This is a genomic window from Shewanella sp. TB7-MNA-CIBAN-0143 (genome assembly GCF_040310065.1).
Classification (GTDB): Bacteria; Pseudomonadota; Gammaproteobacteria; order Enterobacterales; family Shewanellaceae; genus Shewanella.
The window spans coordinates 20,783-41,602 of the sequence record NZ_JBEOPL010000017.1 but is presented as its reverse complement, the minus strand read 5'-3'; the positions used below and the strand labels follow the sequence as shown (position 1 = coordinate 41,602).

The following is a 20,820-nucleotide window of genomic DNA, read 5'->3' as shown; positions in this document are numbered from 1 at the left end:
TTAACTAACAGCGTTAACCAACAGCGTTAATTGCATCGGTAATGTGATTAACCATGTCGTCGATTTGTGACTTTTCCACTATAAGTGGCGGAGATATTGCAATAATGTCAGCCGTTGCCCGTACTAACGCGCCATGCCTAAAGCAATGATCAAAAATGTCATAACCTCGTTTACCCACGCCTTTATCACTTGGTGCTAATTGAATACCTGCAACTAAACCGGTATTACGAATATCAATGACGTTTGGTAAACCTTTAAGGCTGTGAACCGCTTGCTCGAAATAAGACTCAAGCCCTTTTGCGCGTTCAAATAATTGCTCATCTTCATATATGGATAAGGTCGCAAGTGCTGAGGCAGCCGCGACCGGATGACCGGAATAGGTATAACCATGGAAAAATTCTATTAATTCATCAGGGCCATGCATGCAGGTGTCGTGAATGGTATTGCTAACAAATACCGCCCCCATTGGAATTGCACCATTATTAATGGCTTTGGCTGTGGTTATCATGTCTGGGGTAACTTGCCAGCGCTCGCTGGCAAAGGCGGCACCGACTCGGCCAAAGCCGGTGATCACTTCATCGAATATTAATAAAATGCCGTGCTTTTGGGTGATTTCGCGTAACCGCGTTAAGTATCCATCTGGCGGTAAAATAACCCCAGCAGAACCAGACATAGGCTCAACAATGACCGCGGCAATGTTCTCGGCGCCATGTAAGGTAATCAGTTGCTCAAGCACTTCGGCTTTATCCAAACCGTGTGGCGGTAAACCGTGGCTAAAGGCATTATTGGCAATATCGAGCGTATGAGGCAGGTGATCGATCCCCTGGAGTAATTGCTGACTAAAGGTTTTGCGATTATTACTGATCCCACCGACTGAAATCCCGCCAAAACCGACACCATGATAACCAAGCTCGCGGCCGATAAACCGAGTACGCGTGGCTTGACCATTAGCGCGATGATAACAAAGCGCCATTTTTAGGGCGGTATCTACCGATTCTGAACCGGAATTGGTAAAAAACACCTTATCCAATCCGTCAGGGCTCAGCTGACTGAGTTTATGCGCTAATTCAAAGGCGAGCGGATGGCCCATTTGAAAAGACGGTGCATAATCCATTTGGCTAATTTGTTGGCTTACCGCTTGGGAGATTTCTTGGCGGCCGTGGCCAGCATTGCAACACCATAAACCGGCAGTAGCATCGAGTACTTTATTGCCTTCAATATCGGTGTAATACATTCCTTGTGCCGAAACCAAAAGCCTAGGATTAGTCTTAAATTGCTTATTGGCAGTAAACGGCATCCAAAAATGTGCCATGTTCGGCAATGTTTGCGATGAATCGCCAGTTCCATTTTGCTGATATTCGCTCATAAATTGACTCTACATTGATAGCTACAATTACTAGGGATTCATCTCAAATTGATTAAATAATGAGTGACGAATATTCGCTATGCTATGTCAAAAATAATGAACGTTAAAGTGTTTTGTGCATTTATTTAAACTAAATGTGCCTATTTTGTAAAATATATTGAAAATATCTTGCTGTTGAGCATGATCAGGTGACAATATTCATCAAGGTTATTGTGTCGATAATCCATTTTATGTGGCACAAATTTTAGGTTTAGCACCTGCTTTTTAGCGCAGTTTGGTGCTTATCAATCCATTTATTATTTCGAGGTCACAATGAGTACTCCAACAAGTCGTAGCGATTGGGAAGCACTAGCAGCAAGTCTAAAAATTACTGGGCAAGCTTTCATTAATGGTCAATATCAAGGTGCCGCTTCTGGTGACACATTTGACTGTATCAGCCCTATTGATGGCCAAGTATTAGCTAAAGTGGCTAGTTGTGATTTAGCCGATGCTAACCTTGCTGTCGCGAACGCGCGTGAAGTGTTTGAAGCGGGTACTTGGTCAATGTTACCGCCAGTAAAGCGCAAGCAAGTAATGATTAAGTTTGCTGATTTACTCGAAGAAAATGCCGATGAATTGGCGTTACTTGAAACGCTTGATATGGGTAAGCCGATTCAGCATTCCAAAGGCGTTGATGTGGTCGGCGCTGCCCGTGCTATACGTTGGTATGGTGAAGCGATAGATAAAATTTATGATGAAATTGCTCCCACTGCTCATAATGAAATAGGCATGATCACTCGCGAACCCGTTGGTGTGGTTGCAGCCATTGTGCCATGGAATTTCCCAATGATTATGGCATGTTGGAAGCTTGGGCCTTCACTCGCCACGGGTAATAGTGTGATTTTAAAGCCATCTGAAAAATCACCACTTACGGCTATTCGCATGGCGCAATTAGCGATAGAAGCGGGTATTCCGGCAGGGGTATTAAACGTATTACCAGGCTATGGTCATACAGTTGGTAAAGCGTTGGCACTGCACATGGATGTCGATACTTTAGTATTCACTGGTTCAACTAAAATTGCTAAGCAGTTAATGATTTACGCAGGCGAGTCGAACATGAAGCGCGTGTGGTTAGAAGCGGGCGGTAAGAGCCCTAATATTGTGTTTAATGACGCGCCAGACTTAAAAGCCGCTGCAGAAGCCGCCGCAGTCGCCATTGCTTTTAACCAAGGCGAAGTGTGCACTGCAGGTTCTCGTTTATTGGTTGAGTCAGGGGTAAAAGATGAGTTAATCAAGCTTATTGTTGAAGAAATGCAAGGGTGGCAACCTGGGCATCCACTTGATCCTAAAACAACCTGCGGTGCAATGGTTGATCAACAGCAACTGACTAACGTGCTTAATTACATTAAAGCCGGTAGCGAGCAAGGTGCTACCTTGGTTGATGGTGGTAAGCAAGTGATGGCAGAAACTGGCGGCATGTATGTACAACCTACCATTTTTAGCAATGTTAGAAATGACATGACCATTGCCAGCGAAGAAATCTTTGGCCCTGTGTTATCAGTTATCGAGTTTGATGGCATGGAACAAGCCGTCAAGATTGCCAACGACACTATGTATGGTTTAGCGGCAGGTGTGTGGACATCAAACTTAAGCAAAGCTCACAAAACAGCCAAAGCGCTGCGCAGCGGTATGGTATGGATTAACCATTATGATGGTGGCGACATGACTGCACCGTTTGGTGGTTATAAACAGTCAGGTAATGGCCGAGATAAATCATTACATGCGTTTGATAAGTACACCGAAATCAAAGCAACTTGGATAGCCCTATAATAGGCATTTCAATGTAGATTAATAGCAAGCCCTTTAGCAATAAAGGGCTTTTTTATTGGTCATATTAGCGCTGGACAACTCATAGCAATGACTCAAATTTTGTTTAACAAGTGCATCTATATTGCTGAGGCCTTAATGCGAGCGGAGGTTAAGCAAAATTAACGCTAAAATGCTAACTATTCGTTGTAGACTCAAAGGCATTATTTACCTCAACATGTCATACACGGATGAATACAGATGACCCATAAGAGCTTCTCTCGTTTAGCTATTATTGTTGCTGGTGGCTTTTTTAGTTTTATTTTGTGGATTATTTACCTCGCCAATACTGGCAGTCAAAGTGTGTTTTTCGACGTAATAAAACATGTTCCCTATGGTGACAAGATTTGTCACATGTTGTTATTCGGGTTATTAACTTTTGTGGCCAATTTAGCGCTGCAGAGTCGTCATTTTTGTATCGGGCGTCTTCCGCTTTATTACGGCACTGTGTTAGTGTCGATATTCGTCCTGAGTGAAGAAATCAGCCAGGGTTTTATCCCATCAAGAACATTAGACATCATCGATTTAGTTGCCGATGCTGTAGGTATAATTTTATTCAGTTATTTAAGTGGGTTAACTCAGCGTTATATAGACAATCATCATGAGAGTACTCGTGTGAGTTAGCATCAATATTTTCAATCAATATTTGCCATCAATTGTAAGAGAGGTTTAATGTGAATTTTCCTTTAGTGACCACCGATTGGTTAGCGCAACACTTAGAAGACCCAGACCTTGTATTACTAGATGCCAGCATAGACATTGTGCTGGGAAAAGAACCACTTGTTTATGATGAGCTTTACGTTATTCCTGGTGCATTATCGTGCCAAATAGATAAACTTTTTTTCAATCATCAATCTCCACAAACTCACGCTATGCCCACGGAAGATCAATTTACTGTTGCAACTAAATCATTAGGAATAAGCCATAATAGCACCGTAGTTATTTACGATGACCAAGGCATTTATTCTGCACCGCGTGCGTGGTGGACCTTTAAAGCAATGGGATTTGATAAAGTATTTGTACTCGATGGCGGTTTACCACAGTGGCGCAGTGAAGGGCGAGACACAGTGCGTCAGTTTGCGACAGCAACTGACTCTGGTGATATTAAAGGCCGCTTGCAGCAATATAAGGTGTGTGACACTGAGTTTGTGTTAACCCATCTTGGTCATGCAAAAGTTGATATTATTGATGCGCGAGCAGCAGGGCGGTTTAACGGTACGTCACCAGAACCTCGTGTTGGCATGCGCAGTGGTCATATACCCGGTTCACTCAACTTGCCTTTTGCACAAGTATTAAACGGTTTTAAAATGAAATCTATCCGTGAATTACATACAATTTTCGCTAGCTTAGATACCAGTAATAATGCTCAACGGGTGTTTAGCTGTGGTTCAGGAATTACCGCCTGTATTTTGATTCTGGCTTCGTATGTAGCAGGGCATCATCAAGCGGCTTTATATGATGATTCTTGGGCGGTATGGGGCGGCGATGCTGCGCTTCCTATTGAATAATAGGCTTAATTTTTTATGGCCTGTGGCCACTAACGCTTAAGATCGCAAGGTTCCACCCTGCACGGGCTATTAGATTATGGCCTACGGCCACTAACGTCGTGGCGCTTCACCCACACCAGACCAAGAGGAAACCAACGGCTGTTCCCTCTTTACTCTTTATAAAAGAATTGGCCCAGCCGCCCCGCAACATTTTCAAACAGCGAAAAGGTCGCCATGGGGTCAGATCCAGCTTTTGACCTCTCTTATAGACAGCCTCGGTCTTATTCGAAAATGCTATCGCTTCCGATAGGACATCCATAGCCACCGAAAGCTAGCCTGACGTCCTGTCAGGCTCACGCATTCTTTTATAAAGAGTCTTCAACGGCCTCAAGTTAAGAGTTGAATTTGGATATTTAAAGCAAACAAACTACGCGTTTGGACAATAATGACTTAGAACTTATCTTTTTATAAAAGTTTATGCGGACCCAATTAAATTCCCAGCTTTTAACTTCGTCTGAGTGTTCTTAGGCCAACTCTTTATGATAAAGAATGAAAATGCTAACGCTTCATATAGGGAGTCTGATGTGAATGGATTCACAAATGTCGTGATGGCATGGTCAATGATGTTCCCTACATCATTATGACATTTCCAATATCCATATAGGTCAGATGTGCGAGAAAGGCCATGTCAGGCTCACGCATTCTTTTATAACACGCATTCTTTTATAAAGAATCTTCAACGTCCTCAATCAAGCTGAAACCGGATGGTTAAAGTAGCAAAATAATCTTAAAGCTATATAGTCCAACGACCTGCAATGAGAAGTCTCTGGCGATAATGTTCAGTTAGAGTCTGATTAATCAATATCATCGAGGAATTGAAATTATTTACTTGTGAATAATGAGCTTGTTATGCTAATTTTTTGCGAACTCAACATCATGATGGAATATGAATGCGTTATCTACTGCTAGCCATGCTGCTAACCTTAACTGGTTGCGCAAGTAAACAACCCTCTTTTAGTCTTGTTATCGACCCCTTATTGCCCTCTGTCATTAATTATAGCGGTGAAATTGATCCAGATAATGTTGCCGCTTTTGAACAAGGCATAACAAATAGTCCAACTCAAATAACCTCATTGGTTATTAACAGTGGTGGGGGAGATGTACTTGCTGGCATACGATTAGGTGAGTTGGTATATCAGCACAAATTAAAGGTTACAGTTGATAAAGTCTGTGCATCATCGTGTGCTAATTATGTTGTAACCGCCAGTGATGAAGTGACTATAAAACAAGATGCCCTGTTAGGTTGGCATGGTGGGGTGTTACAACCACTATTATACGGCTCGGAAGACTTCCATAAGTACAACAAAAGTATGGTTGAATATATTATGGCGTGGGCAGAGGCCGAGCGCGTCTTTTTTGACATGGTTAAGGTTAATCAAGCTGTCACGGTATTGGGGATGATGCCAGGCTTAAAAGGTAAACGAAACACGCCATTATATAGTTATGACCAGCAAACGTTAAAGGCGTTAGGTTTACATATCACTTTTGAAGACAAGCAAGCAACGGTTTCTAAAACTGGCGAAGAAATTGTACAAATATTTAGCTTAAGCCCTGAAGTATTAGACACTTTACTGATGAAGCATGCACAAAGGTTGCAGCAATTGTAATTAAGTTAGCTTGTCTTTTAAGCGATGGCCTACAGGCACTAATGTCGTGGCGCCTCGCCCACACTAGAGCAAAGGCCTCAACGTGTTCTCATGTTTACGTTCAGATTAACGTCAACTATTAACAAGCAAATAAATCAGGACTCAATCGAGTATATTTTCTCATTGGATCAGCTAGACTAAAAAAATGTGATGGAACACCAAACGATAAAGGAATTTCAATGAATATGTACAATTCAATCCAATTAATCAGTTCAAAACTGCTCTACAGCCCAGATCCAGCATCAAAAAAATCAAATTCCTATAGCATAAAGAGTACTAATTAATCTGGATTCGGCATAGGCCAAGTTCAACAAGTGATTTAAGCCATGTAAACAACGCAATGTATAAATGCTAAAACGTTATATGACAAAGTTAAATGTCTTAGATTTTGACGATTGATTAGAACCGTTACTTTTAGGGAAAATAATATGGATGTTTTACAAGCTTTTTTTGTCACAATTGTATTGGTGTTATTTAGTAATACATATGCATTTGGCTCATCAGACATGGAATTTGATAGTCAGAAAAATGATATTTTTGCTGCTATAAAAAAAGATGAAAACTTAAAGCCCCATTTTACTTATGAAAGTTCTATATCGAACTTTGTTAGTAAAGATCAATGTATTCGTATTAATCATAACCTTCACAAAGGTGAACGTCAAAAATCCAAAAGGGCATTCAAGTGGGTAATCGATGTGCCCACAAAGGGAAAGGTTTCAAGTAAAGAAGCCATTGGTATTAAAGAACTAAATGCCTTAGTCACAGTAAAGCTTCTCTCAAAAAAAACAGTCTATATAGATATTGATTCCATAAAACAAAAATTTAATAGGTATCGCCTTACTGTGAAAGGTTGGAAGGAGTCGGTTGGTAGGGATTGTTTTTACCTTGGTAAAGCGAAACACCTTTCCGTAACCAAGGTAAAAAAAATCCAAGTACCGATTAGCCGCGACAGTAAAGAAACTCTTTATAAAGTAACTACTATAGTCGGGATTGCTAGAGAACAAAAGTTACCTGATTGGGCAAATCATCAAGATGTACGACAGGCTTTCCCTCTTGTTGATAAATTAGTTAAAGGGTATGAGCGAATAATTTCAATGAATAAAGTCAATGGTCAGTGGGCTGAATATCTGTCACCGTCTTCTATAAAACGAATGGCTAAGTCAGGGAGGACCCAATCGAGCAATTATTTTAATACCAATGCGTCAATCACAAAAAAAGAAAGCATGCTTGATGCATTTGAAATTGAAGAGCATAGAAATAAATATTGGAGTTGTATCAGTTTACCAGGACAAAGTTCTAATGGAGTTAGGGTTGATAAGGAACTTAAATCAAGTAGTCAATACAATTATAGCGTAGCAATATTTGATAATATGAAACGTTCTAAATGGGATGATATTGAGATAAAAACAAAGCCTTACTTAGAGCGTCTGGTTGATGCGGGTTTATTGACGTCTCATTTACAAAAAGGAATTGAAGGAGATAAAAAGAACCGAGGAAAATTATTTAATGGTACCGTTTATCAACTTAGCTCTAATTATAACCATATTATTGATAAAAATAAGGGGTGTATCTACTTAGGTAAAGGAAAGGTAAACCTAGTCGAACTAAAAATAATTGCAAGTAATGCTAGAGGTAATCATTCTCTACAAGAAATAGTTAAGTACAAATATATAATGACATATCCCGAACCTCCAGAATGGGTAAAAGATCCTGTCCTTCAATCTCAATGGTCTGATTTAAAAGGTGCGCTTGATTACGGGCTTGCCTGTGATGGAACATTTGAAATTGATTTGACAGAAGAAAGAAAAATGGGGGCAGGTAGTGGAAGTTGCTGGTGGGCTTACGATAGCGTTGCAGAGCTATAAAAATATGATTGTGTGCTTAGCGCTAATAGTAAGTGTTGCCATATAATCGGGTAGCCTAAAAAATTTAGTGGGGTTAGGGTAAACTTTTATAAAAAGTAAATTGAAACACTGGCTTTTCTAAAACGTTTATGTCCAAAAACAAGTTGTTCTTAGCTTTCAAATGCCCAAATTCAACTCTGAACTTGAGGTCGTTGAAGAAAATGATGTAAGCCCAGACATGGATGTCTGGCTAGCTTTGGAGGGGAAGGGACGCCCCATCTGAAGCGTTAGCATTTTCGAATAAGGCCGAAGAACACTAAAATGAAGTTCAAAGCTGGATTAATCCCCATGGCGACCTTTTCGCTGTTTGAAAATGTTGCGGGGCGGCTGGGAGTTCCAAGAGGGAATAGCCGTTAATTTCCTCTTGGTCTGGTGTGGGCGAAGCGCCACGACGTTAGTGGCCGCAGGCCATAAAGTACAAAAGTACAAAGCAAAAATAATACCTGGATTCCGGCTCAAAAGCATTGCCGGAATGACGCCGTATTTGGCCTGTGCAGGGGGGAACCTTGCGATCTTAAGCGTTAGTGGCCGCAGGCCATAAAAAGAACAAAGGTTGACCCTTTTGCCAACCCGCAGCAAATCCATCAACCTATAGTAAATCCTTCATCCTGTGATAAAACATTCCAGCTGCAAGCAATGGTGATCGCAACATGGGTCCGCCTGGGAAGGTCATGTGTTTAATGTCATTAAACACATCAATACGTTGTGATTGCTGGCTAATGGCTTCAGCAATTAATCTTGCTGCCATATGCGTAGCGTTTACCCCGTGGCCAGCATAGGCTTGAGCAAAGTAGATATTGGCTGCGTCAGGTAAACGGCCGATTTGTGGCATGCGATTGGCGCCGATGCCCATCATTCCGCCCCATTCATAATCAATTTTGATGCCTTTTAATTGTGGGAACACTTTTTCAAGATTAGGTCTTAATTCGGCTTCAATGTCTTTTGGGTCTTTACCAGAATAAGTGCATAAACCACCAAACAATAAACGACGGTCTGCTGATAAATGGAAGTAATCTAACGCCACGCGCATATCGGCAAATGCCATGTTTTGCGGGATGATACTGGCACATTGTTGCTCGGTTAATGGCTCAGTGGCTAATAAATAGGTGCCTGTTGGCAACACTTTTCCACCAAGGAAAGGGCTTAATTTATTGCCGATATAACCATTACCGGCCATGACTAGATAGTCACAAGTTACTTCGCCTTCAGCGGTAATGACTTTGGGTTTAGGGCCTTTAATGATTTTTTCTGCGGCGCTGAATTTAGTGGGGTCAGGGTAAACTTTTAGGAATTTAGTGGGGTCAGGGTAAACTTTTATAAAAGTAAATTGAAACACTGGCTTTTCTAAAACGTTTATGTCCAAAAACGAGTTGTTCTTAGCTTTCAAATGCCCAAATTCAACTCTGAACTTGAGGCCGTTGAAGAAAATGGCGTGAGTCCAGACATGGATGTCTGGTTAGCTTTCGGTGGCCATGGATGGCCGATCGGAAGCGTTAGCATTTTCGAATAAGGCCGAGGCATGCTACAAATGAAGTCCAAAGCTGGATCAATCCCCATGGCGACTTTTCGCTGTTTGAAAATGTTGCGGGGCGGCTGGGAGTTCCAAGAGGGAAAAGCCGTTGGTTTCCTCTTGGTCTGGTGTGGGTGAAGCGCCACGACGTTAGTGGCCGCAGGCCATAAAGTACAAAAGTACAAAAGTACAAAAGTACAAAGCAAAAATAATACCTGGATTCCGGCTCAAAAGCATTGCCGGAATGACGCCGTATTTGGCCTGTGCAGGGGGGAACCTTGCGATCTTAAGCGTTAGTGGCCGTAGGCCATAAAAAGAACAAAGGTTGACCCCTTTTGCCAACCCACAGCAAATCCAGCAACCTATAGCAAATCCTTCATCCTATGATAAAACATTCCAGCTGCAAGTAATGGCGATCGCAACATGGGCCCACCGGGGAAGGTCATGTGCTTAATATCATTAAACACATCAATACGCTGTGACTGCTGGTTAATCGCTTCTGCAATTAACCTCGCGGCCATATGCGTGGCGTTCACTCCATGGCCGGCATAGGCTTGAGCAAAGTAGATGTTGGCTGCGTCAGGTAAACGGCCTATTTGCGGCATGCGATTGGCGCCGATGCCCATCATTCCGCCCCATTCATAATCAATTTTGATGCCTTTTAATTGTGGGAACACTTTTTCAAGATTAGGTCTTAACTCGGCTTCAATGTCTTTTGGGTCTTTACCAGAATAAGTGCATAAACCACCAAACAATAAACGACGGTCTGCCGATAAATGGAAGTAATCTAACGCCACGCGCATATCGGCAAATGCCATGTTTTGCGGAATAATACTGGCACATTGTTGCTCGGTTAATGGCTCAGTGGCTAATAAATAGGTGCCTGTTGGCAACACTTTTCCACCAAGGAAAGGGCTTAATTTATTGCCGATATAACCATTACCGGCCATGACTAGATAGTCACAAGTTACTTCGCCTTCAGCGGTAATGACTTTGGGTTTAGTGCCTTTAATGATTTTTTCTGCGGCGCTGTATTCAAATAATTGTGCACCAAGTTCGCGGGCGACACGCGCTTCGCCTAGGGCTAAATTAAGTGGGTGTAAATGTCCGCTGCCCATATCGACCAAAGCGCCTTGATAAAAGTCTGAACCGATAACTTCACCAATTTGTGAACGATCAAGCAGCTTGATTGTTTTTTGATAACCTTGGTCTTGAAGATCTTGGTATTCTGCCGCTAAATCATCCATGTGCCGTGGCTTTACGGCTAAATCACAATAACCCATGTGTAAGTCGCAATCGATTTTGTGCTCGGCAATGCGCTCGGTGACAATATCAACGGCTTCAAAACCCATTTGTTGAATAGATTTTACACCTTCGTCACCAATTTCATTTCGAAATTGACTAGCGTCATGACCGATCCCACGGATAAGTTCACCACCATTTCGGCCAGATGCGCCCCAACCAATCCGTTTGGCTTCGAGCAATGCGACACTGTAGCCGCGTTGTCTGAGTTCAATTGCAGTATTGATCCCGCTAAATCCACCGCCGACAATACACACATCGACAGTAATGTTTTCGGTTAGCTTGGGATGCTGATAAAGCTCTTTGGCGGTCGCGACATAAAAGGAGTCTGGGTAGTGTTGGCTATGAATCGGGGATTTATGCGACATAAACGCTCCAAGCTATTGATTATAGTTGTAATAATAACTTTTAAATGAATAGTTAGATGCAATCTAAGCCATCTGCGGTGTGCATTTTATTTAACACTTATTTGGTGTAAAATACAATTGCTTTGATTTAAGTAAGATATCATGCTTAATGAATACAGATTTTTGGTAAAGTGTTAATAATCTGCAACACTTTAGCAGCAGGATATTGGTCAACATTTACTAGGAGAACGAATTTGGATATTGGTACAAGCCTAAAAGCTGTTCGTAAATTGAAAGGGTTATCTCAACGTGAGTTAGCCAAGCGTGCAGGGGTTACCAACAGTACAATTTCAATGATTGAGAAAAACAGTGTTAGCCCTTCGGTGAGTTCACTTAAAAAGGTTTTAGCCGGGATCCCGATGTCATTAGTGGATTTTTTCTCTATTGATGATGGCTCTATCGGTGACCAAAAAGTGGTTTATCGGGGTAATGAGTTGCTGGATATAGGTACGGGTGAATTAGTCTATAAGCTTATTGGCCGTGATTACCCAAACCGTGCGATGTCGCTAATGAGTGAAACATATCCTGTCAATGCTGATACAGGCGCTGAAATGCTGCAACACAAGGGTGAGGAAGGTGGCATCATTATAGAAGGTAAGCTTGAGCTTACTGTTGGCGAAGAGGTTTTTATCCTCGAAAAAGGCGACAGTTACTATTTTAATAGTGAACAACCTCATCGATTTCGTAACCCATTTGATGAACCTTGCAAGCTAACTAGCGCCACAACACCAGCTGATTTTTAATGATTTATTATTCAACTTTTTCTGCTTATATCTACTACGTTTGTTCAAGGGAATAGCCCAAGATTATCAATTAATCTTGCTATTCCTACTTCTCAAAAAGCTAATTTCTAACTCACGTTTAGCCGTTGTCGTGTTACTTCCTAGCATGAGATTATTGGCTTGTGTAAAGAATATTAAGCAACAAATTCCCTTTTTTCGTGCATTGTCCTCCCCATTTTGGCGCATTTCTTTATGATATTTCATCAAAGTTACTTGGAATATTTTTTTATGCATTGCGGTTAATTTAAAGTTACTAGTTTGTTTTTAAAGTGTTTTAATTTATTTTTGTTAAAAGTTGTTTTTATCATCAGTTATCCTCTTGCCTAGCTAAAAAAATCCGTGTAGTGTGTGAAAAAACGAACACGTAAAACATTAAGTTCGTCACATTCTTTGCTAAAGGTGAGATATGTCTCTGTCAGGTCTTCCCCTCATAGGGGTAGTAGCGTGCAACCAGCAAATTGGTCTTCATCCATTTAACATTGTGGGTGAGAAATACTTGTTAAGTGTAGTTAATGGCGCTAAAGGGTTCCCCTTAGTCATCCCATCACTGGGCGTAGATACGCCTATTGACGCTATTCTTGCTCGTCTCGACGGAATCCTTTTTACAGGTTCTCCATCGAATGTTGAACCTCATCATTACCAAGGTCCTGCCAGTGATGATGGAACCCATCATGATCCCAAGCGTGACGAATTAACCTTACCACTGATAAAAGCCGCTATTGATGCAGGGATCCCTGTATTAGGTATTTGTCGTGGTTTTCAAGAAATGAACGTTGTTTTTGGTGGCAGTTTGTATCAGAAGCTACATGAAGTTGGCACGTATATTGAACATCGTGAAGATAAGAAAGCCCCATTAGATGTGCAATATGGTATTTCGCATCCAGTTAATCTGGTTGCTGGCGGGCTTCTTCACGATGCATGGGGCTGTGACACCGCAGAGGTTAACTCTGTTCATACTCAAGGCGTTGAACGTCTTGGTGAGGGGTTACAGCCAGAAGCATTCGCTCCAGACGGTTTAGTAGAAGCATTTTCTGTTAAAAATGCTAAAAATTTTGCATTGGGAGTCCAATGGCATCCAGAATGGAAAGTAACCGAAAATGCATTCTATACTGCAATTTTCGAAGCATTCGGACAAGCCTGTAGACAACATGCGGCAACACAAGTGAGATAAAAATGGATAAGTTAATCGCTTTTTTAAAAGACAAAAAAATTACCGAAGTAGAATGTGTTATCAGTGATATGACTGGCATTGCACGAGGCAAAATTGCCCCAGTAGATAAGTTTGTATCCGAAAAAGGCATGCGTTTACCTGAGAGCGTGCTGTTGCAAACGGTCACCGGTGATTTCATTAACGAAGAAATTTATTATCAACTTCTCGATGATGCCGATATCGATTTTGTCTGTGTTCCAGACGAAAATGCAGTATTTATGTTGCCATGGACCGTTGAAGCCACGGCTCAGGTTATCCATGATTGTTATGATCGTATGGGTAATCCAATTGAATTGTCACCGCGTAACGTGTTGAAGAAAGTACTTAAGCTTTATGAAGATAAAGGTTGGGAACCGGTGATTGCTCCTGAAATGGAATTTTACCTCACCAAACGTTCTGATGATCATGATTTACCGCTTAAGCCACCTATTGGGCGCTCTGGCCGCCCAGAAGCAGGCCGTCAGTCTTTCTCTATCGATGCTGCTAACGAATACGATCCATTGTTTGAAGATATGTATGATTGGTGTGAAATCCAAGGGTTAGATATTGATACTTTGATTCATGAAGACGGTCCAGCACAAATGGAGATTAACTTCAGCCACGGTAATGCATTGTCATTAGCCGATCAGGTGTTCATTTTTAAGCGCACCTTAAAAGAAGCCGCATTAAAGCATGATGTGTGTGCCACCTTTATGGCTAAGCCTGTTACCGATGAACCTGGCAGCGCGATGCACATTCACCAGAGCGTACTGGACATTAAAACCGGTAAAAACATTTTCACTAAAGAAGATGGCACTCAAAGTAAATTATTCCTCAGCTATATTGCGGGTTTACAACAGTACATTCCTGAATTGTTACCGTTAATGGCGCCAAGTGCTAACTCGTTCCGCCGCTTCTTACCGGGCACTTCTGCTCCAGTAAACTTGGAATGGGGCGTGGAAAATCGTACTTGTGGTCTTCGTATTCCTGAATCATCGCCACAAAATCGTCGTATTGAAAACCGAATTCCGGGTGCTGATGCTAACTGTTATCTTGCGATTGCTGCCAGCTTATTATGTGGTTATATCGGTATGGTTGACGACTTAAAACCTTCTACACCAGTCACGGGCAAGTCGAACGAAAGCCGTACTAATAACGAAAACTGCTTACCTTTGACCTTAGAAGAAGCGTTAGTGGCGATGCAAAGCAGTGATGCTTGTATTGAGTATTTAGGCCAATCTTTTACCACTGGTTTTGTGGCGGTAAAACAAGCTGAACTTGAAAACTTTAGACGCGTTGTGAGTTCGTGGGAACGTGAGTTCTTATTACTAACAGTGTAATGATGGCTGAGCGTATTGGCTTACATTATTAATGTGTGTGGATAGCAGCAGATAGCAAATACCAACGGATTTGCTATCTGTTTGAAAGGATACAAGTATGACAAAACCATTATCGACAGATGCGATGATCCAACAGCAAAAGCTTGAACGTCTGCAAACAGCAGACAAACAGCATTTTATTCACCCATTTACCGATTCAAAGGGGTTAGCTGAAAAGGGCACTCGGGTGATCGAACGGGCTGATGGAGTATATCTGTGGGATGTAATGGGTCATAAACTGTTGGATGGCATGGCAGGTTTATGGTGTGTCAATGTGGGCTATGGTCGGCAGTCAATTGTGGATGCTGTCAGCAAACAAATGCAAAAGCTGCCCTTTTATAATAGTTTTTTCCAATGCTCTCATCCTCCAGCGATTGAATTAGCACAAAAAATTGCTTCTCTTGCCCCTGCGCACATGAACAATGTGTTTTTTACCGGGTCGGGTTCTGAGTCAAATGACACCAACTTACGTATGGTGCGACGTTACTGGGATTTAAAAGGCAAACCAAGCAAGAAAACTATTATCAGTCGGGTTAATGCTTACCATGGTTCTACTGTCGCGGGTGCCAGTTTAGGTGGTATGTCGGGCATGCATGAACAAGGCGATTTACCTATTCCTGGCGTGGTGCATATTGCGCAACCTTATTGGTATGCAGAAGGTAAAGATTTATCCCCAGAAGAATTTGGTTTGAAAACTGCGCAAGCACTGGAAGCCAAAATTATTGAGCTAGGCGAAGACAATGTTGCCGCTTTTATTGCCGAACCTTTTCAAGGCGCAGGTGGGGTGATTATTCCTCCATCAACGTATTGGCCTGAAATAAACCGCATTTTAGCCAAATACGATATTTTATTTATTCTTGATGAAGTGATCAGCGGTTTTGGCCGTACCGGAAAGTGGTTTGCCGCTGAGTATTTTGATTTGCAGCCAGACCTTATCACGATAGCCAAAGGCATGACGTCCGGTTATGTGCCAATGGGCGGGGTGATTGTGTCAGACAAAGTGGCCGAGGTTATTAAGCAAGACTGCGGCGAATTTACCCACGGTTTTACTTATTCTGGTCATCCGGTTGCCGCAGCAGCTGCATTAGAAAATATTCGTATTATTGAACAAGAAAAATTAGTTGAACGTGTGGCTAACGATACCTCGCCGTATTTACAGTCGTGCTTACAACAATTGGCCGAACATCCATTAGTGGGTGAGGTGCGTGGTGTTGGGTTAGTTGCAGCTATAGAGTTAGTCAAAGATAAATCGTTACGACAACGATTTGATGCCAACGTCGGCGTTGGAACATATTGCCGCGATGCGTGTATCACCCATGGTTTGGTGATGCGTTCTGTCGGCGACACCATGATTATTTCACCGCCATTAACCATTAGTCATAGTGAGATTGACGAGTTAGTCGCGAAAGCGACGCAAGCGTTAAATGATACTTATCAACACGTAAAAACCATGGAGTGATGTCCCGTTACTGAATGATTATTGCAATATAGTGATTTTTTAACCAATTGCATTTACACGATCTAGTAATCGAAAGTGTTTTTGATAGAATCGCGCTGAAGGAAACAAGTAATGTCGCGTTAACCATACCGATGCATAGTTAAGTTGTAGCATTGGATAATTTCTTTCATTAGAAAGAAGATTTTACACGCTGGTAAGACCTAGCGAAAAAAACAAATGTCAGTACCATTCTGACCATTATCCAACAGGGAGAAAGTATGAAGCTATTAAACAAACTATCCACATTGGCCTTAATTACTGCGGGTGTGTTTTCAAGCACTGCTATTCAGGCTCAGGAAGTGGTTAAAATGTACAACTGGTCGGATTATATTGCCGAAGATACCTTAGCCAATTTTGAGAAAGAAACCGGTATTCATGTTATTTATGACGTGTTTGACAGTAATGAAGTACTTGAAGCGAAATTACTTTCTGGCCACAGCGGTTATGACATTGTTGTTCCGTCTAATCACTTTTTAGCTAAGCAAATTAAAGCGGGTGCATTTCAAAAGCTTGATCGCGCTAAGTTGACTAATTATGCCAACTTAAAGCCTGATTTAATGAAACAACTACAAAAAGCTGATCCGGCCAATGAGCACGCAATTCCGTATTTATGGGGCACTAACGGTATTGGATATAATATCGAAAAAGTGAAAGCGGTATTAGGTGAAGATGCGCCATTTGATTCTTTAGAGCTTATCTTTAACCCTAAGTATGCTGAAAAAATTGGCTCATGTGGTTTCTCGATGCTTGATTCTGCCGACGACATGTTACCTCAAGCCCTGATTTACTTAGGCTTAGATCCAAACAGTAAAAATGCTGCTGATTATGAAAAAGCCGCCGCAGTGTTGGAAAAAGTACGTCCTTACGTCACTTACTTCCATTCATCGCGCTACATTTCAGACTTAGCTAACGGCGATATCTGTGTCGCGTTTGGTTTCTCTGGTGATGTATTCCAGGCTGCTGCACGTGCTGATGAAGCCGGTAACGGTAATAAGATTAGCTATTCTATTCCAAAAGAAGGCGCCAACTTATGGTTTGATATGTTAGCCATCCCACAAGATGCCACTAACGTAGATAACGCCCATAAACTGATTAACTACTTACTTCGTCCTGAAGTGATTGCACCTATCAGTAACTATGTTGCTTACGCTAACCCTAACGCTCCAGCACAAGCCTTAGTTGACGAAGCGATTCGTAATGACCCAGCCATTTACCCACCACAGTCGGTAATTGATAAGTTGTACATTGGCGATATTCGTCCATTAAAAATTCAACGTGTAGTAACGCGTGCATGGACCAAAGTGAAGTCAGGTCAATAACCTAACCTCACTAGCACTCAGGGCGAGCCCTCTCGTCCTGTTTTTATAGCAGTATTGATGTATTTATTGGCTAATTTTGCCACTTTAACAGATTGTTACGTGTGCCCAGAAACAGGCTGTTCTGTTGCGGTACGCATACTCCAAAAGGCGGAGCAGTATTATGGTAAACACCTCGAGCGTCACTCATAAACCAACCACAAAGACGCAAGATAAAGTGCTGCTCAAAATTGAGCGTGTCAGCAAACTTTTCGATGATGTGCGTGCAGTAGACGACGTCTCGTTAACCATTAACCGTGGCGAAATATTTGCGCTTTTGGGTGGTTCAGGTTCGGGTAAATCAACCTTGTTACGCATGCTCGCGGGTTTTGAAAAGCCAACTGAGGGGCGTATTTTTCTTGATGGTGTCGACATTACTGATATGCCACCGTACGAACGCCCTATTAATATGATGTTCCAATCGTATGCTTTATTTCCGCACATGACGGTTGAACAAAATATTGCTTTTGGATTGAAGCAAGACAAGATGCCTAAGGCTGATATTGCTGTGCGGGTTAAAGAAATGCTTAAACTGGTGCACATGGACAAATACGGTAAACGTAAACCGCATCAGTTATCGGGTGGCCAACGTCAGCGTGTCGCCTTAGCTCGTTCATTAGCAAAGCGACCTAAATTATTATTACTTGATGAGCCAATGGGCGCATTAGATAAAAAGCTGCGTACTCAAATGCAGTTAGAAGTGGTCGATATTTTAGAAGCGGTAGGTGTTACCTGCGTGATGGTAACCCATGACCAAGAAGAAGCCATGACCATGGCCGGACGTATTTCGATTATGCATGAAGGTTGGATTGCCCAAACCGGCAGCCCAATGGACATTTACGAGTCGCCAGCTAGCCGTATGGTTGCTGAGTTTATTGGTACGGTTAACTTATTCGAAGGTGAAATCATTAAAGATGAAGTTGACCACGCAATTATTAAATCGCCAACTTTATCGCAACAGTTTTACATTGGTCACGGTATTTCAACCAGTCTAGAAAACAAAAATGTATTTTTAGCCCTACGACCAGAAAAAACCATTATTAGCCGTCAGAAGCCCGAAAGTGAATATAACTGGGCTCACGGCGTAGTGCATGACATCGCCTACCTAGGTGGTTTGTCGGTGTATTACATTAAGTTGAAAAACAACCAAATCGTTCAATGCTCAATGATTAACCGTGAACGCCGCGCCGATCACCCAACGTGGGAAGATGAGGTTTACATCAGTTGGGAAGACACCAGCGGGGTTGTATTAAACTCATGAAGAATCCATTGAAAATATTCAAAGGCCGACATCTCACCATGGGGATTCCATACCTATGGTTGTTACTGTTTTTCGCCTTACCGTTCGCCATAGTATTAAAGCTGAGCTTTTCTACTGCTGCGATTGCCATTCCACCGTACGAACCAACGTTTAATTATGTTGATGAGGCGCTAAATATATTCGTTAATCTGGGTAACTATTTATTGTTGCTGCAAGATTCAATGTATTACATGGCGTACTTAACCTCATTAAAAATGGCCTTTGTTGCCACACTTGGCTGTTTGGTGCTTGGTTTTCCGATGGCTTATGCCATTGCCCGCGCCCCAGTAAGAATGCAGGCGGTATTGCTGCTACTGGTGATGTTGCCGTCGTGGACCTCCTTTTTGATTCGGGTATACGCATGGATGGGTATTTTAAGTAACAACGGTTTAATCAATAACGCCCTGACTTGGTTAGGCATTATTTCTGAACCAATACAAATGCTGAATACTAATTTTGCAGTATACATTGGTATTATTTATGCCTACTTACCGTTTATGATTCTGCCGCTATACGCCACCCTAGTAAAATTAGATTTAAGCTTACTAGAAGCAGCTTCAGATTTAGGGTCTAGCAGTATCAATACTTTCTGGAAAATTACTCTGCCATTATCAATGGGCGGTGTAATCGCTGGCTCGATGTTGGTATTTATCCCTGCCGTGGGTGAGTTTGTTATCCCTGAACTGCTGGGTGGTCCTGACTCATTAATGATTGGTAAGGTGTTGTGGCAAGAGTTCTTTAATAACCGCGACTGGCCGGTAGCGTCATCATTAGCGATTGTTATGCTAGCGTTATTGATTGTCCCAATTACTTTGTTCCACCGTTATCAGTCACGCAACATGGAGAGCGACGTATGAAGAAGTTAAGTTTCTCTAAAGTGATGTTGTGGGTGGGGTTAATCTTTTTATATGCGCCAATGCTGATTTTGGTCATCTATTCATTTAACGACTCAAAACTGGTTACCGTGTGGGGAGGATTTTCGCCTAAATGGTATGGCGAGCTATTTGAGGACCAGCAAATATTAAATGCAGTCTGGACCAGTTTACGCATTGCCTTTTATAGCTCCACCATGGCAGTGATTATTGGAACGATGGCAGCGTTTGTGATGACCCGTTTTAGACGCTCATGGGCTAAGTTAACCTTGTCTAACATGATCACCGCACCTTTGGTTATGCCTGAAGTTATCACTGGTTTGTCGTTGCTACTGTTATTTGTACAAATGTCAGAAACCTTTGGTTGGCCAACTGAGCGCGGCATGTTTACGGTATGGATTGCCCACTCTACTTTCTGTGCTGCTTATGTTGCGGTGGTGGTATCGTCAAGACTGCGTGAACTGGATTTGTCGATAGAAGAAGCGGCGATGGACTTAGGTGCAACGCGATTAAAAACCTTCTTTTTAATCACTATACCAATGATAGCGCCATCACTTATTGCCGGTTGGTTGTTATCATTTAGCTTGTCGTTAGATGACTTAGTGATTGCCAGCTTTACCTCTGGTCCTGGTTCTACAACCTTGCCTATGGTGGTGTTTTCGTCAGTACGCTTAGGGGTTTCACCTAAGATTAACGCGCTGGCGACGATTATTATTTTAGCGGTTTCTTTAGTGGCTTTCTTATCTTGGTATTTTGCACGCCGAGCAGAGAAAAAAGCTAAAATTGCGATGGAATAACAGTACTCAATAACACAATGTAAAAGCCACGCTGATGTCAGTGTGGCTTTTTATTTTCGATAATCTATTTGCTATATTCTACTGACACAGGTGTTTAATATATTCAACAAAGTGTCAAAAA

At 42.0% G+C, this 20,820-nt stretch carries 15 protein-coding genes and 1 pseudogene; 13 read left to right on the top strand and 3 right to left on the bottom strand.

The features are described from left to right. Window positions 1-13: 13 nt before the first annotated feature. The gene (gene aptA, locus AAEY97_RS14515) at window positions 14-1,366 is read right to left on the bottom strand and encodes an omega-aminotransferase AptA (RefSeq protein ID WP_182744192.1); all 1,353 of its coding nucleotides are present in this window, start codon (window positions 1,364-1,366) and stop codon (window positions 14-16) included. A gap of 312 nt (window positions 1,367-1,678) precedes the next feature. Here aptA and AAEY97_RS14510 point away from each other — a divergent pair, with 312 nt between their 5' ends. The 5 genes from AAEY97_RS14510 to AAEY97_RS14490 all read left to right on the top strand — a co-directional run bounded on the left by AAEY97_RS14510 (window position 1,679) and on the right by AAEY97_RS14490 (window position 8,269). Continuing rightward, window positions 1,679-3,175, top strand: a complete 1,497-nt coding sequence (locus AAEY97_RS14510) for an aldehyde dehydrogenase (RefSeq protein WP_011638465.1) — start codon at window positions 1,679-1,681, stop codon at window positions 3,173-3,175. A gap of 237 nt (window positions 3,176-3,412) precedes the next feature. After that, on the top strand, window positions 3,413-3,835 hold the full coding sequence (locus tag AAEY97_RS14505) for a VanZ family protein (RefSeq protein ID WP_162023727.1): 423 nt from the start codon (window positions 3,413-3,415) through the stop codon (window positions 3,833-3,835). Between the two features lie 50 nt (window positions 3,836-3,885). Then, on the top strand, window positions 3,886-4,719 hold the full coding sequence (locus AAEY97_RS14500) for a sulfurtransferase (protein ID WP_350999609.1): 834 nt from the start codon (window positions 3,886-3,888) through the stop codon (window positions 4,717-4,719). Window positions 4,720-5,648: 929 nt separating this feature from the next. Continuing rightward, window positions 5,649-6,365: a hypothetical protein gene (locus tag AAEY97_RS14495; RefSeq protein ID WP_350999606.1), complete on the top strand. Its 717-nt coding sequence runs from the start codon at window positions 5,649-5,651 to the stop codon at window positions 6,363-6,365. A 467-nt stretch (window positions 6,366-6,832) separates the two neighbouring features. After that, a complete protein-coding gene (locus AAEY97_RS14490) occupies window positions 6,833-8,269 on the top strand; it encodes a hypothetical protein (protein ID WP_350999603.1) in 1,437 nt (478 codons plus the stop codon). Between the two features lie 628 nt (window positions 8,270-8,897). On the opposite strand, the pseudogene AAEY97_RS14485 reads toward AAEY97_RS14490, so the two are convergent. Beyond that, window positions 8,898-9,572: pseudogene (locus AAEY97_RS14485) on the bottom strand (NAD(P)/FAD-dependent oxidoreductase); the annotation flags it as partial. A gap of 608 nt (window positions 9,573-10,180) precedes the next feature. Continuing rightward, window positions 10,181-11,488, bottom strand: a complete 1,308-nt coding sequence (locus tag AAEY97_RS14480; RefSeq protein WP_350999600.1) for an NAD(P)/FAD-dependent oxidoreductase — start codon at window positions 11,486-11,488, stop codon at window positions 10,181-10,183. 233 nt (window positions 11,489-11,721) lie between these two features. Between AAEY97_RS14480 and AAEY97_RS14475 the strand changes: the two genes are divergently transcribed. The 8 genes from AAEY97_RS14475 to AAEY97_RS14440 all read left to right on the top strand — a co-directional run bounded on the left by AAEY97_RS14475 (window position 11,722) and on the right by AAEY97_RS14440 (window position 20,699). After that, window positions 11,722-12,270, top strand: coding sequence for a cupin domain-containing protein (locus tag AAEY97_RS14475; protein ID WP_101088804.1), 549 nt, complete (start codon window positions 11,722-11,724; stop codon window positions 12,268-12,270). 445 nt (window positions 12,271-12,715) lie between these two features. After that, complete coding sequence (locus tag AAEY97_RS14470; RefSeq protein WP_335692388.1) at window positions 12,716-13,480, top strand: gamma-glutamyl-gamma-aminobutyrate hydrolase family protein; 765 nt, start codon at window positions 12,716-12,718, stop codon at window positions 13,478-13,480. A gap of 2 nt (window positions 13,481-13,482) precedes the next feature. Then, window positions 13,483-14,838, top strand: a complete 1,356-nt coding sequence (locus tag AAEY97_RS14465) for a glutamine synthetase family protein (protein WP_101088806.1) — start codon at window positions 13,483-13,485, stop codon at window positions 14,836-14,838. Window positions 14,839-14,935: 97 nt separating this feature from the next. Further along, entirely contained in the window at window positions 14,936-16,336 is a 1,401-nt protein-coding gene (locus AAEY97_RS14460) for an aspartate aminotransferase family protein (RefSeq protein ID WP_208062785.1), read from the top strand. 257 nt (window positions 16,337-16,593) lie between these two features. Beyond that, on the top strand, window positions 16,594-17,694 hold the full coding sequence (locus AAEY97_RS14455; RefSeq protein WP_350999595.1) for a polyamine ABC transporter substrate-binding protein: 1,101 nt from the start codon (window positions 16,594-16,596) through the stop codon (window positions 17,692-17,694). A gap of 160 nt (window positions 17,695-17,854) precedes the next feature. Next, window positions 17,855-18,991, top strand: a complete 1,137-nt coding sequence (potA, locus tag AAEY97_RS14450) for a polyamine ABC transporter ATP-binding protein (protein ID WP_350999592.1) — start codon at window positions 17,855-17,857, stop codon at window positions 18,989-18,991. Then, window positions 18,988-19,887, top strand: a complete 900-nt coding sequence (locus AAEY97_RS14445; protein WP_101088809.1) for an ABC transporter permease subunit — start codon at window positions 18,988-18,990, stop codon at window positions 19,885-19,887. Before potA ends, AAEY97_RS14445 begins: the two co-directional genes overlap by 4 nt. After that, a complete protein-coding gene (locus AAEY97_RS14440) occupies window positions 19,884-20,699 on the top strand; it encodes an ABC transporter permease subunit (protein WP_101088810.1) in 816 nt (271 codons plus the stop codon). Before AAEY97_RS14445 ends, AAEY97_RS14440 begins: the two co-directional genes overlap by 4 nt. Window positions 20,700-20,820: the final 121 nt, after the last annotated feature.

Coding starts and splice junctions, on each gene's coding strand:
- aptA (WP_182744192.1), bottom strand. CDS start 1,366: ATGAGCGAATATCAGCAAAATGGAACTGGCGATTCATCGCAAACATTG.
- AAEY97_RS14510 (WP_011638465.1), top strand. CDS start 1,679: ATGAGTACTCCAACAAGTCGTAGCGATTGGGAAGCACTAGCAGCAAGT.
- AAEY97_RS14505 (WP_162023727.1), top strand. CDS start 3,413: ATGACCCATAAGAGCTTCTCTCGTTTAGCTATTATTGTTGCTGGTGGC.
- AAEY97_RS14495 (WP_350999606.1), top strand. CDS start 5,649: ATGCGTTATCTACTGCTAGCCATGCTGCTAACCTTAACTGGTTGCGCA.
- AAEY97_RS14490 (WP_350999603.1), top strand. CDS start 6,833: ATGGATGTTTTACAAGCTTTTTTTGTCACAATTGTATTGGTGTTATTT.
- AAEY97_RS14480 (WP_350999600.1), bottom strand. CDS start 11,488: ATGTCGCATAAATCCCCGATTCATAGCCAACACTACCCAGACTCCTTT.
- AAEY97_RS14470 (WP_335692388.1), top strand. CDS start 12,716: ATGTCTCTGTCAGGTCTTCCCCTCATAGGGGTAGTAGCGTGCAACCAG.
- AAEY97_RS14465 (WP_101088806.1), top strand. CDS start 13,483: ATGGATAAGTTAATCGCTTTTTTAAAAGACAAAAAAATTACCGAAGTA.
- AAEY97_RS14460 (WP_208062785.1), top strand. CDS start 14,936: ATGACAAAACCATTATCGACAGATGCGATGATCCAACAGCAAAAGCTT.
- AAEY97_RS14455 (WP_350999595.1), top strand. CDS start 16,594: ATGAAGCTATTAAACAAACTATCCACATTGGCCTTAATTACTGCGGGT.
- potA (WP_350999592.1), top strand. CDS start 17,855: ATGGTAAACACCTCGAGCGTCACTCATAAACCAACCACAAAGACGCAA.
- AAEY97_RS14445 (WP_101088809.1), top strand. CDS start 18,988: ATGAAGAATCCATTGAAAATATTCAAAGGCCGACATCTCACCATGGGG.
- AAEY97_RS14440 (WP_101088810.1), top strand. CDS start 19,884: ATGAAGAAGTTAAGTTTCTCTAAAGTGATGTTGTGGGTGGGGTTAATC.